Origin of the sequence: Acinetobacter sp. FDAARGOS_559 (assembly GCF_003940475.1) — a bacterium.
GTDB classification, from domain to species: domain Bacteria; phylum Pseudomonadota; class Gammaproteobacteria; order Pseudomonadales; family Moraxellaceae; genus Acinetobacter; species Acinetobacter baumannii.
In genome coordinates this window covers 595,195-609,601 of the sequence record NZ_RKJG01000005.1, presented here as the reverse complement: position 1 = coordinate 609,601, position 14,407 = coordinate 595,195, and the positions used below count along the sequence as shown (strand labels likewise).

Below are 14,407 nucleotides of genomic sequence, written 5' to 3'. Positions count from 1 at the left end.
AGCTATGAGCGATTATCGTGTTGATACTCAGGTCAATTTTGATGAGATGAATAATCGCGTTAGGTTTGAAATAAGACGCACGGTTAACGCTCTTACTTTGCGCTTACAGCGGATTGTTCAGGAAGACATGTTAAGTGGCCAACGACTCAAAGTTCAGTCTGGCCGTTTGCGTGGATCCGTTTCATCAAAGGTGGATGAGGATAAGGATTCCATTGAGGGAACCGTGGGAGCTGGCGGTGCTTTGGTGCCTTATGCACCTGCACATGAGTTTGGTCTAAATGGTGCTTTGGGTGTTAAAGCACACCTAAGGACAATTAAACAGGCTTTTGGCCGACCTATATCACCGGTTCAGGTCAATATTAAGGCCCATTCAAGGAATGTTCGGTTTAGAGAATTGCGGTTCATGCGTGATTCACTGGATATCGTGGCCAAGATTGTGCCGAAAAATATTGATGCAGCAATTGAGCGAGGTATAGCAGGTGGATAGCGAAGCAATCTATCAGGCGTTGTTTGAAAGGTTAAGCGCAAGGGTAGAAGGATTGATTACGGTAAGTCGCCGTTTACGTCATTTTAACCATGTAACACCAGAACAGCGTCCAGCCATGTTTATTACACAAGGCAATCAGCAAGAAGTCCCGGTACATGGTTTAGATTCAAAAGTTGAACTAGCTGCTGAGGTTTATCTCTATATTCATGAATCGGACACTACAAAGCCACCATCATCGCAGATGAATATATTCATCGATCGTATACGTGAAGCTATTCAGCCAGACCATCCGGATTTCAGTGAATATCAAACCTTAGGTGGTTTGGTAGAGCATTGCTGGATTGAAGGCACAATAGAAGTGTATGAAGCAGTAGAAAACATGCTGGATGATCAGGCGATTGCAATTATCCCTATCCGGATCCTCACAACCAATTAACAAAATATTCATTATATGACCGCCTCGATGGCGGTTTTGTCATTTTAGAGAGGTCAAAATAAATGGCTCAATATTTATTTGGTGCCGGCAAGATCTTTGCTACACCGATTCAAGATGTATACGGGCAACCGATTATTAATCCCACACCAGTAGAAGTGGGGGTGATGCAATCCGTTGGTGTGGATATTAGCTATGACTTAAAAGAGCTTTTCGGTCGTGGTCAATTCGCCGTTGATGCAGCACGCGGTAAAGGTACCATTAAATGTAAAGCTTCTTTCGGACGTATTAACGGTACCTTATTAAATTCCATTTTCTTCGGTGGCGTTGTTGCTGAAGGTGGAATCGAAACAGTTTCCCAAACCATTAATGGTGAAGTGATTCCGGCTGGTGGTACTGTTACACCAGTTGTTCCTAACAGCGGTACATATGTAAAGGATCTAGGCGTAACGGATGCGAAAGCAATCCCACTTAAACGTGTAGCTTCAGCGCCAACAACAGGGCAATACAGTGTAGATGCGGCAACCGGTGCTTATACATTTGCTGCTGCCGATGCTGGTAAAACGGTATTTATTAACTTCCGTTATTCAGCAATGGTAGCGGGTGCTAAGTCAATCACTGTATCTAACCTAGATATGGGTTATACGCCAGAGTTTGCCGTTGACCTGCAACGTGACTACAAAGGCAAGTTCATGCACATGAATTTCTTCCGTTGTACCAGTAACAAACTTGGATTCAGTTCAAAACAGGACGATTACGATATTCCTGAGTTTGAATTCCAGCCTATGGCTGATGATCTTAACCGTGTTTTCAAAATCGATTTATCGGAGTAATACCAGATGCAATTTAAGCAAGTTGATAACCCACGTGGCTCAACAATTATTATTGATGGTCAGCCATTTGTATTTGCTCCTTTGTCACTTGGTGCGGTTGAAAAGTTATTGCCAGCTCTTCAAGCATTTAAGCCCGATGATGTGGGTACCGTGATTGATGTTGCGTTTAAGTCGCTTAAGCGCAATTACCCGGATATCACACGTGATGATGTTGCTGACATGATTTATATGGATCAACTCACGGAAGTTATGGAAGCTGTAATGTCTGTGTCAGGTCTTAAAGGAAATGATGACAACGCTGCAGGTGGTTCGGGGGAATAGATTGGGAGGAGCTTTACACGCATTTAGTGCTAACTATGGGTAAAGATTACGAGTATGTACGTGAAGAAATGGATCTACCTAGATTAAGAGCATTAAGTGCGTATCAGCAAAGTAACCCTCCCGCCCATATAGGAATACAACGTCTTTGTCGTATTTTAGAAGCTTTCATGGGTATCGAAGAAACTCCGCAAGCTATCACCGTTTCAGATGATGAAGAGGATGATATGCTAGAAGTGTTAGAAAGTTTCCCGCAGGGTGGTTAAAGCCGCCCTGATTTTTTTCAATGTGACAAAAAGTAATCGGTTTGTTAAATTAGGTTCACTTTATAACAATCGGTGAAATCATGAAAAAGATATTATTTGCTTTGGTGGTGGGATCTAGTTTAGTAGGTTGTGCAACGACATATAAAGCGCCTGTCACATTAAATCAAAGTGCAAGCGAGCAAGTGAGCGCTACGAAGGATCAAATTTTTAAAGCAGCTCAACGTGCGGTAGCAATTAATGGTGAACAGATTATGAGCGCTAATGCTGATGCTGGAGTAATCTCTACTGCAGCTCGTGATTATCGCCTTACACCAGATTTAGCTGATTGCGGAACAACAATGGGCATTGATTATTTAAAAGATAATCGAACCAGTACTAAGGTTGCTTATAATATTTTAATTGCTGATAATTCTTTAGATGTTCGCACAACATTGCAAGGTGATTATAAAGTTGGTGATGTAACTCAAAATATCACTTTAACTTGTGTTTCACGTGGTGTTTTGGAACAGAAAATGATTCAAAAAATTAAAGCTGAAATTAAATAGGCAGTATTTAAATGGTTCCAACTAAATTTTGTTATGCATGCGGTCAGCAAATTGATGCACGTGCTGAAATTTGCCCAAAATGTGGTGTAAGACAACAAGACGCAAAAGTAAATGGAAAGAAAAGCAAAATTGCTGCTGGGATTTTTGCTCTATTTCTTGGGGGTATAGGAGTTCATAAGTTTTACTTGGGCAAAGTCGGTATGGGGATACTTTATTTGATTTTTTGCTGGACGTTATTGCCTGCAATAATTGCATTTTTTGAGGGCATAATTTATCTATGCACCTCTGATGAAGATTTTGCCAAAAAATATGGCTGATTAACTTGCCATAAATAACCTTAAAAAGCCTTGCTATTGCAAGGTTTTTTTATTTTAGCTCAGCCCCTTTCAAGGGGCTTTTTTAATGCCAGTGAGGAAGTTATGGCAAACAATAACCGTGTTGAAGTCCATGTCGGTGCCAAGACCTCTGAACTAAAAGAGGGGATGAAAGATGCAGAAAAAATAGTTTCAGATTCTTCAAGGAAAATTGAAAATTCCAGTCAAGGCATTGATCTTAAAATCGACTTGTCAGGTATACGTTCAGAATTTAATAATTTTGCAAACAACATCTCAGATAAGTTTAAGAGTGTAGGCAATGATATTAAAGATTCATTAACGGGTGGTTTCTCACTAATTAAAGGAGGCTTTCTCTTAGGTATTGGTGAGGAATTGGCTAGAACAGCAGCTGAGGCTATAGGTGCAATACCTGACTTAGTTTCAGCAGTTGGGAAAGCATCAAAAGAAATAGAAATACAATCCCGTTTAGCAAATGCCAATGCAACAGAGTTTCAAGAGTGGGCATTTGCTGCAAAGAAGGTTGGTGTCGAGCAAGATAAGCTGAGTGACATCATGAAGGATGTCAACGATAAGTTTGGTGACTTCATGCAAACAGGCGGCGGAGAAATGGCCGACTTCTTTGAAAAGATTGCCCCTAAAGTTGGAGTAACTGCTAAAGAATTTCAAGGTTTATCTGGACCTCAAATTCTTGAGAAGTATCATCAAACCCTTCAAAAGGCCAATGTCTCTCAAGCCGAAATGACTTTTTATATGGATTCATTGGCTGATGATGCGACATTATTGGCACCACTTTTAGATAATAATGCCGAAAAATTAAAGGAATACGCAAAACAAGCTCATGATTTAGGGGTGATCATGAGTTCAGAAACAATGCAATCAACGAAAGAATTCAATACAGCATTAGAGACGATTCATTCAACTGTGCAAGGTGTTATGTCTCGAATGGCTGCTCAAGCAGCACCAGCATTGACAGACTTGGCAAATAGATTTTTAAATTTTGCAGTTGAATCTAAAGAAGGAATTGATGATTCCATAAAATCTATTATCAGTATTTTTGGCAGCTTCTTTAGTATTGTTGAGGATATTTTTAATACCATTGGTGGGATTTGGCAGGATTTGACGAGCAATATCGGTGATGGATCAGTAGCACAAATTGGTTTTATGGATGCTGTATCGGTTGTGATTCGTGGTTTAGGAATAGTAGTAACAGGCTTTCAGGTTGGTGTTCAGTCCGCCTTTGCAATTATTCGCGCCGTTGTAGTTACAGTATGCCAAGCTCTTATCATTGCATTTAATGGCCTTATGGCTGGCTTTGATATGGTTCGTAGCACTATCCAATACGGTCTGGATGTTCTACAAGTTAAGTTTCAAACATTTGGTAGTGTTGTTAACAATATTCTTCACTTCAATTTCTCAGGTGCGAAAGCAGCATGGGAGGGTGGCTTATCTCAACTTGGCGGTATCACTGATCGATATACCAATCAAATGAAAGGACGAATGAATGACCTGAAAAACACATGGAATGCAGGGGCAGCTACAGCCACTAATTCACTCGTAACTGCTGGGCAACGGATTCTCGATGTTACTTCCGCAGGTGGTAAAAAAATTACCAACTATGTGTATAAGGATCCTGCAAAGCCCATTGAAAAACCAGATACGCCAAAAATTGGAATTGGCACTCCGCCTCCAAATCCTAATAAGGGGATTGGTACAGGCGTTAAGGATGATAAAGGCGGTTCTAAATCATCTGCAAAATCCAAAGCTGAACAAGAGGCTAAAGAGCGTCAACGACAGGCTGAGCAGGCAGCTAAAGCGCTGGCTGATATTCGGTATAAATATGCATCCGAAGAAAAGAAAGTCGCTTTAGATCTGCAAAAGGCACTGGAAGAGATTGAAAAATCCAAGATGACTGCAGATGAAAAAGCCGCTGCAAAAGTCAAAGCCGAGAAGGATGCTTCAGACAAGATTATTGCTATCCGTTTAAAAGAGTTTGAGGAATACAAAAAAGCTCGTGAAGAACAGATCGACAATTATCAACAGCAAGCACAACGACTTTATGAAATCGAAGCTGCACGGATCCAAGCTGAATTTGATGCCAAGAAAATTTCAAATGTCCGTAAAGTTCAATTGGAAAAACAGCTAGAAGATCAGTTACGCGAAATTAAGCGGCAAGGTCTTTTAGAGCGTTTGGCACTTGAGAATGAGCAAACCGGTATTACTGGCAAACAAGGCAATCAAAACCAAATCACAAACAACATTTCTGATTTAGAGACAGATCAGAAAGTTGCTGACACTAAGTCTATGGGCTTAATCAGTGATGCGGAAATGAAAGACTTTGAAGCTAAGTTCGGTGGGTTTACTTCTCGACTTTCTAACCTTTGGGATCAGGGCATTCAGTCTCTTATGAATGGTACCTTGACTTGGAGTAATGCAACTAAAGCAGTTCTGGCTGACATGGGGCAATTTGCCTTGCAAACAGCTACTAAAGAGTTGCAAGGATGGCTAAGAATCCAAGCCATTAAGTTGGCTCGTAAACTTGGTTTCGTTGGTGCTGAAACAGCGGCCGAGGCTTCCGGCCAAGCGGCTCAAACGGGAGCAACGATCGCAGGTGAGGCAACACGTACCAGTGTTACAGCTGCGGGTGGTTTAGCTCGATTGGGATTAAAAGCAGCTGAAGCTATCAAAGGCATCATGATGTCCGCTTGGGAAGCAATGGCCGGAGCTTTTAAAGCGATGGTCGCAATTCCGTATGTCGGTCCAATTTTAGCCGTTGGTGCTGGTGCGGCTGCTTTTGGTTTGGTTGCTGGTCTTGCGGGCAAGATCAAATCTGCTCGAGGCGGTTACGACATTCCATCTGGTGTAAACCCTATGACGCAATTGCACGAAGAAGAAATGGTATTGCCGAAACAGCATGCCAATACCATTCGTGCCTTAGGTAAATCTATGGCCAATGCTGGGTTTGCTGATCCTGCTTCTGCATCTGGTGGTGATTCGTATCACTTTAATTTTGGATTTGTAGACACCAAAGGTGCTGATCGATGGCTGAAGAAAAACGGTAAAGCTGTAGCAAACAGCTTGAAAGGCTATAACCGCAATTTTGGTAAATAAGGAGGATTCATGTCAGACGTATTGTTTCCTGAACTGCCGGGTTTAGAGTGGGATCTCACCAAAACCCCGATGTTCAATACCAAGATCATGCAGTCCGTAAACGGCCGCGAGCTACGGGCCAGTTATCAGGCGGTACCCAAGTATCAAATCAGCATGTCCTTTGCCTTTCTTCGTGAAAGCAAAGGACGCAAGGAATTACAGCAGCTTGAAGGGTTCTTTCTTGAGCGCCGTGGATCATTTGATTCTTTTCTTTTTAAGATGCCAGAAGATCATCAATTTGAATGCACGATTGTAGGAAATGGAACGCAAACACTATTCCAGCTATACAAACAGATATACACGACCAGAATTCCGATTCAGCATACATTAGCTAAAGAAAATGAAGATCCATTGATGTGGTCAAATCCCAACAATGAGATGTGGTCAATTCCAAGTGCTCAGATGTGGAATCTTCAATTTACGATTACAAGCAATGGTCTGTTGCAGCTATCGATTCCATTGTTAGAAGGTGAATCTATTACTGTAACTGGCACCTTTTACTATCGTTGTCGTTTTGCTGATGATGAACAGCAATATACCAATTTTATGTCTAAGCTCTGGAAAGCTGGGAAAGTCGACATGATTGGGTCACTAGGAAATAAGGTATGAGAGCAGCTTCAGATAAACTTATTGCGTTATTAGATGCAAATCAATTCATTACGGCAGATCTTTATACAATTACTACCATTCAAGGTGATGTTATAAGAGCGACTAGTTATGACTTCGATTTGATTGTGGAAGGCTATACTTATTTTTCAAGTGGCGAAATCATCCAGAGAGAAGGGATTAGTCTTTCGATTGGTATTGAGGTTGATAACCTGTCTATTACGATCAATGGATTGGATGAAAATACTATTGGTGGAATTCCTATTGTCCAAGCCTTTCACAATGGTCAAATGGACGGTGCACGTTTCAAGCTTGAACGTATTTTTATGGATGCATCCACACCTACGGATACCAGTGCGGGAACAATCAAGTTGTTTGAAGGCCGGATTATTGAACCTGAGTTCGATCGCAATACGATTCACGCCAGTGTTGCATCAGATTTGGATGAATTGAACGTGCAGATGCCGCGTAATTTATACCAGCCGAGCTGCAGCAATACACTGTTTGATCACGCCTGTGGTTTAGACCGTGCAAATTATGCATTTGAGACTACCGTCGCAACAGACAGTACTGCATCACGAATCTTGTGTGACATTAACCAGCCGCAAGGATGGTTTACCCAAGGAGTGATCGAATTTTTAGAGGGTGGTAATAAAGGTCTTAAACGAACGATTCGTCTGCATGAGCTCGATGTGCTGCTTCTTACATTGCCATTACTTGAAAATCCTGAGGTGGGGCAGAGAATCAAGGTTTATCCGGGTTGCGACAAGCGTCTGGAAACTTGCCAGAACCGCTTCAATAACTTTTCCCGTTTCCGCGGCGTGCCTTTTATACCAATCCCTGAAACATCCGTTTAATCAAATTTAACTTTCTAAGCCTCGCATTCGCGGGGTTTTTTGTTCTTGAGGGTAACCCAATGACTGTACCGAGCGATTACGATTTTATCGGGAACACTATCACCGAATCACAGTTTAAAAATGCATTAACCGTTTTGCTCAATCATATTCGTCAAATGTCACTTGATTTAGTCGAGGCGCAAGGTGGCAACTATAGCTATGCAACAATGGCCTTATTTGATGCAGATAAAATAAATGTACCTGCTAATTCTACCGTACGTATTGCTCGGGGAGACGATGCAGGGCTTTATGTTTGGGATGGCGCAAATTTAACAAAAGTAGAAACCTCGAATAATCCTTATACAATTTCCTCAACCCCAGATGACTTATTCATCATTTCAGATGCTTTGGATAATGTTTTATTCTCAATTGGAAGAGATGGAACGGTAAGAGGTTCATTTGATCTTTCAAATATTGATTTGAATATCGAATCTACAAGTGAGGTTGGTGGAGACACGGTTCTTGCAGTTTCCGATAATACAGGAAACATGCTTGCCTCTTTGAATTCTAAAGGTGAGTGGTATTTCACAAAAATCATAGCAGATGAAGTAGTTACTCCTTTCGGTAGCAGCTCGGAATCATCAGACGAAGTGATCGAGCAAACCGAAATCGCCATCCCTGAATTGAGTTTTTACAGGATCGATTTCACTATGGTGGGCCAGCCGCCTACCGATTTAGGCGAGACAACTGTATCGGGTGTGTGTTCGTTTAGTGACCCATCTAACTCTCAGACATTTTTCAAATCAAACATGGAAGTAACGGTCCAAGGTCAAGGGTCAGCATACGACTATAAGAAAAACTACACATTGGATCTTTTTAATTCAGATATGGAATCGCTCAAGGTCAAAGTAGGTAGCATGATCGCCACTGACTCTTTTCACTTAAAGGGATTCTACAGGGACCCTACCCATTTCCGCGACCAAGGTGGCTACAGATTTTGGAATAGCCTTGTAAGAAAACTGGATTATCCTTACTGCAAAGTAAATAATATTATTTATCAAGCAAATACTGATAGGAAAGCAGATGCAGAATACACAGCTGATGCAAAGTACTATCCTCACGGAATACCTTGTGTTGTCTATTTAAATAATCAGTTTTATGGTCTATATACCTTAAGATTAAAGAAAACTAGACAAAATTACGCACTTAACAATGCTGATTTGAACCATATCTTTTTAGATAGTGCAACATATGATGCACACTTGAGTCAAAGTTTTGATCCACATGACTGGGAAATAAAGTCTCCTAAAATGTCAGGATATGAAGACCAAGGGCCTGTACCCAGTAAATTTGCTGCGGTACAAACCTCGATCGAAAGACTTTTCAACTTTACTAAGGACTTAGATAGTAATTATCAAAACCACGCTTCTGTTTTGGTTTTACCTCACTGGTTGATATTTTACATCTTTGCTGAATTAGTTGGGCATTGGGATATCAATGGCAATAACTACAATATCATGACATGGGACAATATCCATTGGTCTATTCTGCCTTACGATTTGGACTGGACTTTAAACTGGTTTACTGGCGAAAACGCGGGAGCCACTCAAACAGGTTTCATTGTCAGTGGTGATATCTGGCCTAGATTTAGACAAGTATATCTGCCTCAAATCCGTGAGCTTTACACAAAGTTAAGAAAAAGCGGAGACATATCTACATATGCGGTAGTTAAGCATTATGTGGAAGTAGCCCGAAATATCCCCAGAGACATCTATTCGAAAGATAAAGCCAAATGGGGGGTAACACCGATCTTCGGCAATAGTAATTATCCAGATCTAGAGCAGGCATATAGGTATATCGATGCCAGAATCAACTACCTAGATACGGTATGGTTAATCAATTAATCAGGTGAGATATGTCAAATACTCTTTTACTTAAAACAGACGGATCTATCAATACTAGATCTAAAGTATTCCCTAAATTAGGCAAGTGCAATATTGCGATTTATCGCAGAACTAACGGAGCCGACGAGGTTGAACTCTGGACATGGGGCCTTTCACATGCTGAAAACCCTATCACCATAAACGGAGGCAAATTCGTCGCATGGGCCGCAAATGTTCCAGATAGACTGGTAGTTCCAGAGAACCCTATCGCGATTGATACTACTGAGTTAACTTTACCTAGACAAATAGTATGTTATTTTAAAATAAAAATCGATGATGGTCTGAAAAGTTGTCAGTTGATGTTCAACAATTATCTTACCGATACATCTCTCTGTGGCGGAAACAAACCAGATCAGATGAAGATCGATTACTCTAGAAGACCGTATACTATTAACAGTATGGCTAAGATGTTTTGGAACCAATTTGTGGCATATGATTTATCAGACTGGGACATGTCTGACGTAGTATATGCCGTAAGTATGTTTCATAATTCCCCTAATTTCAATCAGGATTTGAGCTTGTGGGATGTTAGGAAAATAACTGAGTTTTCTTCTATGTTTCAAGGGACTCCATTCAATCAGCCCCTAAATTCATGGGTAACGGAATCAGCCGTTGCATTTGCAGGGATGTTCGCGAATTGTGTTGATTTCAACCAGCCTTTGGATAAATGGAATACCTCTAAGGTATCTGATTTTTCATCTATGTTCGGCTGGGCCAAGTCTTTTAATCAGCCTATTGGCAACTGGGACACGTCTTCTGCCACAAATATATCGTATATGTTCGAAAACGCCCATGCGTTTAATCAGGACCTGAACGACTGGAATGTTCAAAAGGTCGAATACATGGATGGCTTATTCAAGTACGCTAAGTCGTTTAATCAGCCACTAAGTAACTGGGATACAAGATCTGTTGTGACGGCTAGTCAAATGTTCATGGGGGCTGAATCCTTCAATCAGACCATCGAGAACCTCAACTTCTCTAAATGCACAGCATTAAGGATGTTCATGCACCAAGCCAAGTCGTTCAATAAGCCAGTGGCAGCTTTGGATGTATCTGTGTGTACGGATCTTGCGCAGTTCTTTGAAGAAGCTTTGTCATTTAATCAGCCTGTGGAATCATGGAACGTGTCTGCGTGTTTGGACATGTGGAGAATGTTTGCATATGCAACGGCGTTTGATCAGCCACTAGCAGCATGGTGTCCTAAGTTCAACGTAGAGGTATCTTTGGATTCTTTCATGGAGGGTAAGGCATATAGAACATCCTATTATGATGATTTCTTGAACGCTTTATGGCTAGATGTAAATACGACAAGAAGAAACCAGTGGGCATCAAGAATTAAACCTAGATTATTGGGCATGGGTTTATCAAAATATTCTTCTGTATCTTCGAGTGCTAGAGCAAATTTAGTAAGTGCAGGTTGGACAATTACAGATGGAGGACAAGTATAATGACTGATTATACAATTACAGATGGGCAGTTCTACAAAGTTATAGATAAAGACACTGGTGCTGTCATCACAATGGGTGAGCTATCTGACACAAATACACTTTCGACAATTCACAACGTCGAGTTCATTTCAGAAGAGCAGTACGAAGCTGAGCGCCCGAAGCCTGAAGCGTTGTCTGAAACCAAGATGATATAAAAGGCCGCATTTAGCGGTTTTTTTATTACCAAAATTTAGGGGAGTCTATGCAGAAAAACCAGCTCGCTGTTCAAGAAGCACTGACTTGGCTCGGCACCCCATATCACCACCAAGGCCGTGTCAAAGGCGTGGGTGTGGATTGCGGTACGCTGATCTGTGAGGTCTATGAAAAAGTTGGACTCATGGACCATTTAGATCCGCGTCCGTATCCGCCAGACTGGCATATGCATCAGATGGGTGAGCGCTATCTTGAGCATATCAGGAGTGTCTGCTTTGAAGTGGACGGGCCACCAGAGCCGGGGGATATTGTGCTTTATAAAATTGGCAAATGTGTCAGCCATGGCGCAATTGTCGTTGAATGGCCAACAATCATTCATTCATATATCCATCTGGGAGTCATTCTTCAAGATGGTACCAAAGGAAGTTTAGCCCGGCGAATCGCCGGGTTTTTTCGTATGAAGAGGCTGAAAAAATAATGGGTGGAATCTTTGGTAGTACAACAATCAGTACATCAGACAACCGCATCAACTCTATGCGTGTTCAGCAATCTGCATATGGACTATGCCAGCCACTGGTCTACGGCAAAAACCGGTTGGCTGCGAATATGTTCTGGTATGGCGATTTCTCATCGACTGCGCATACTACGACAACCAAGTCGGGAGGTAAGGGCGGTAAAACGAAAACAAGCAATACAACGTATACATACAGCGCATCGTTAATGCTGGGTTTATGCGAAACCAAAATACGCGATATTGGCAATATCTGGCGAGATAAGGAGCAGATTGTTCCAAAAACTGAAGGCGGTGTGCAGCTCAAGCCAATTGATCAACTCGGATTTGAACTCTTCGACGGTGATCATAACCCAGTGTGGGGTTATCTGGCGTCAATGCATCCTGATCAGGCAGTACACTATCCATTTCTCGGCTATATCGCGTGTGCAAATTATGACTTAGGTGGTAGTGCATCATTATCGAATCATAACTTTGAAGTGATTAGCGACATTACGTTTTCAGATACGATTCATGATGCTAATCCGGCCGACGTTGTTGAGGATCTAATTAGTCATCCACGCTATGGTGCTGCACCTAATTTGAATGTGGCGGATCTCTCAGAGTTTCGCCGTTACTGTACAGCCACCGGCTTATTTATCAGTCCTGCACTGACAGAACAACGTGCCGCGCATGAAATCGTTAATGAAATTGTTGAGGCGGTAAATTGTGCGATTGTACCCAGCCCGGATGGCTTAAAAATTAGATCTTATGGTGACACTGCGGTATCGGGAAATGGAGTCACGTTTACACCGGATCTCACACCAGCCTATCATTTAACAGATGATGACTTCATTGGTGATGATCAGCCCGTTCGCGTGAAGCGTAGCCGTGATACGGATGCATTTAATCACTGTCAGATTGAGTACGTGAATCGCTTCAATCAATACAATACCGAGACGGTCGAAGCGAAAGACCAAGCAAACATTGAAATGTTTGGACTACGCACTCAGGATCCAGTGAAGTACGACTTTTTCTGTGAGCCGAAGATTGCCCGACATGCTGTGCAATTATTGCTACAGCGCAAACTTTACGTGCGCAATGAATATGAGTTTGATCTGGGCTGGAAGTACTGCCGACTCGAGCCGATGGATATCGTGACGCTCACAGATGAGTCTTTGGGTTTAGATCGCTTCCCAGTGCGTATCACGCGTATCGAGGAGGATCAGGACGGATTACTCACAGTGACTGCAGAAGAACTGGCCTTAGGTTCACGCTCAGCCGTTGAATACGACTTACAGGCATCAAACGGATATCAGGGGGGTAACGAGGAACCTGGTAATGTTAATGCACCGGTAATCTTTGAACCGCCGCTCGATCTAACGGATGGTAAAAATCAGGTATGGGTAGCAGCATCGGGTGGAAGCAACTGGGGCGGCTGTAATGTCTGGGCGAGTCTGGACAATACAACGTATGAAATGATTGGAACAATTTACGGATCTGCACGCTATGGCCAGTTAGTTGCTGCAATTAATTCCAGTGCAACTGCAATGCAAGTCCAGCTAAATACATCCAGTCAGATTTTTAGTGGAACGTCTGAAGATGCTCAGGTGAATACAACGCTCTGTAGAGTCGGTGATGAATATGTCAGCTATGTCGATGCAACTTTAAATGGATCTGGCTTGTATACGCTTGGAGGTGTGTTACGTGGACGGTTTGATGATGCTTTAGCGCATAATACCGGTGAATCCTTTGTGCGAATAGATAAAGCCATCTTTCAGCATGAATTCAATTCGAATCTGATTAATAAAACCCTCTATTTGAAATTCACCAGCTTCAATGGCCTGCAGCAGAAAGAACAAACTCTTGATGAGGTCACAGCTTATAGCCATACACTCAACGGTGGGCGTCCTTCAGGTGTTAAGGGATTATCGCTACAGTCGCCATTTGTGGGTAGTTCATTTAAGGTACAATGGCAGTTTGCTGCTGGCGCACAGGGTTATATTGTGCAGGTCTCGTCTGGAAGCACTCTGCTTAGAACGATTGAAACGACCAGTGCTGAATACACCTATTCGATGGAAGAAGCTAGAGTGGATGGAGTGCAGCGTAACTATACAATCCGTGTTGCGAGCAAATCAGAAAACGGTACCAGTACATTTACGGACCTGAATATCAGCAATCCAGTCCCTCCAATCTTGGCCAATGTCTATACATCGGCTACATCAAACTCAATCACGGTGACATGGATACCAAGTGAGGTGCCAGACTTGAAAGATTACCAGGTGTGGATCAGCAAAAATGCCAGCTTTAATCCGGAAACGCTGGCCGCGAGTTGGACCGGTACCGAGAATGCCTGCACAATTGAAAATCTGGATTCAACCACGACTTATTACATTCGGGTTGCAGCACGTGATGTCTGGAAGCCAACATCATGGAACTACTCGGCGAGAGTGACTCAAGCGACTTTAGAAGCTTGATTTTAACAAAAGCATTGCACCCAAATGGGTGCTTTTTTATTGCCTAATTCT

At 42.2% G+C, this 14,407-nt stretch carries 15 protein-coding genes; all 15 read left to right on the top strand.

Features of this window, described 5'->3' with window-relative positions:
• Positions 1 to 4 precede the first annotated feature (4 nt).
• The 15 genes from EGS71_RS04430 to EGS71_RS04360 all read left to right on the top strand — a co-directional run bounded on the left by EGS71_RS04430 (position 5) and on the right by EGS71_RS04360 (position 14,356).
• Positions 5 to 487 carry a hypothetical protein gene (locus EGS71_RS04430; protein ID WP_001287063.1) on the top strand — a complete coding sequence of 161 codons (483 nt, stop codon included), beginning with the start codon at positions 5 to 7 and terminating at the stop codon, positions 485 to 487.
• On the top strand, positions 480 to 923 hold the full coding sequence (locus tag EGS71_RS04425) for a hypothetical protein (protein ID WP_000376609.1): 444 nt from the start codon (positions 480 to 482) through the stop codon (positions 921 to 923). Before EGS71_RS04430 ends, EGS71_RS04425 begins: the two co-directional genes overlap by 8 nt.
• A gap of 62 nt (positions 924 to 985) precedes the next feature.
• Complete coding sequence (locus tag EGS71_RS04420) at positions 986 to 1,753, top strand: hypothetical protein (RefSeq protein WP_000090023.1); 768 nt, start codon at positions 986 to 988, stop codon at positions 1,751 to 1,753.
• A 6-nt stretch (positions 1,754 to 1,759) separates the two neighbouring features.
• Positions 1,760 to 2,074, top strand: coding sequence for a hypothetical protein (locus tag EGS71_RS04415; RefSeq protein ID WP_001159817.1), 315 nt, complete (start codon positions 1,760 to 1,762; stop codon positions 2,072 to 2,074).
• A gap of 35 nt (positions 2,075 to 2,109) precedes the next feature.
• On the top strand, positions 2,110 to 2,337 hold the full coding sequence (locus EGS71_RS04410) for a hypothetical protein (protein ID WP_000513920.1): 228 nt from the start codon (positions 2,110 to 2,112) through the stop codon (positions 2,335 to 2,337).
• Positions 2,338 to 2,417: 80 nt separating this feature from the next.
• Entirely contained in the window at positions 2,418 to 2,882 is a 465-nt protein-coding gene (locus tag EGS71_RS04405; RefSeq protein WP_002010255.1) for a hypothetical protein, read from the top strand.
• Between the two features lie 11 nt (positions 2,883 to 2,893).
• On the top strand, positions 2,894 to 3,199 hold the full coding sequence (locus tag EGS71_RS04400; RefSeq protein WP_000249256.1) for a TM2 domain-containing protein: 306 nt from the start codon (positions 2,894 to 2,896) through the stop codon (positions 3,197 to 3,199).
• Between the two features lie 102 nt (positions 3,200 to 3,301).
• On the top strand, positions 3,302 to 6,325 hold the full coding sequence (locus EGS71_RS04395) for a hypothetical protein (protein WP_000002825.1): 3,024 nt from the start codon (positions 3,302 to 3,304) through the stop codon (positions 6,323 to 6,325).
• Positions 6,326 to 6,334: 9 nt separating this feature from the next.
• A complete protein-coding gene (locus tag EGS71_RS04390; protein WP_001286150.1) occupies positions 6,335 to 6,973 on the top strand; it encodes a DUF2460 domain-containing protein in 639 nt (212 codons plus the stop codon).
• Positions 6,970 to 7,827, top strand: a complete 858-nt coding sequence (locus EGS71_RS04385; protein ID WP_001200707.1) for a DUF2163 domain-containing protein — start codon at positions 6,970 to 6,972, stop codon at positions 7,825 to 7,827. The genes EGS71_RS04390 and EGS71_RS04385 overlap by 4 nt, the downstream gene beginning before the upstream one ends.
• A 59-nt stretch (positions 7,828 to 7,886) precedes the next feature.
• Entirely contained in the window at positions 7,887 to 9,710 is a 1,824-nt protein-coding gene (locus EGS71_RS04380; RefSeq protein WP_000217928.1) for a CotH kinase family protein, read from the top strand.
• Positions 9,711 to 9,721: 11 nt separating this feature from the next.
• Positions 9,722 to 11,197 (top strand): BspA family leucine-rich repeat surface protein, encoded by a 1,476-nt coding sequence (locus tag EGS71_RS04375; protein ID WP_000072426.1) that lies wholly within the window; start codon positions 9,722 to 9,724, stop codon positions 11,195 to 11,197.
• The gene (locus tag EGS71_RS04370; protein ID WP_000133295.1) at positions 11,197 to 11,391 is read left to right on the top strand and encodes a hypothetical protein; all 195 of its coding nucleotides are present in this window, start codon (positions 11,197 to 11,199) and stop codon (positions 11,389 to 11,391) included. The genes EGS71_RS04375 and EGS71_RS04370 overlap by 1 nt, the downstream gene beginning before the upstream one ends.
• A gap of 47 nt (positions 11,392 to 11,438) precedes the next feature.
• Positions 11,439 to 11,867, top strand: a complete 429-nt coding sequence (locus tag EGS71_RS04365; RefSeq protein ID WP_001171474.1) for an NlpC/P60 family protein — start codon at positions 11,439 to 11,441, stop codon at positions 11,865 to 11,867.
• Complete coding sequence (locus EGS71_RS04360; RefSeq protein WP_000508791.1) at positions 11,867 to 14,356, top strand: phage tail protein; 2,490 nt, start codon at positions 11,867 to 11,869, stop codon at positions 14,354 to 14,356. The genes EGS71_RS04365 and EGS71_RS04360 overlap by 1 nt, the downstream gene beginning before the upstream one ends.
• The last annotated feature ends 51 nt before the right edge of the window (positions 14,357 to 14,407 follow it).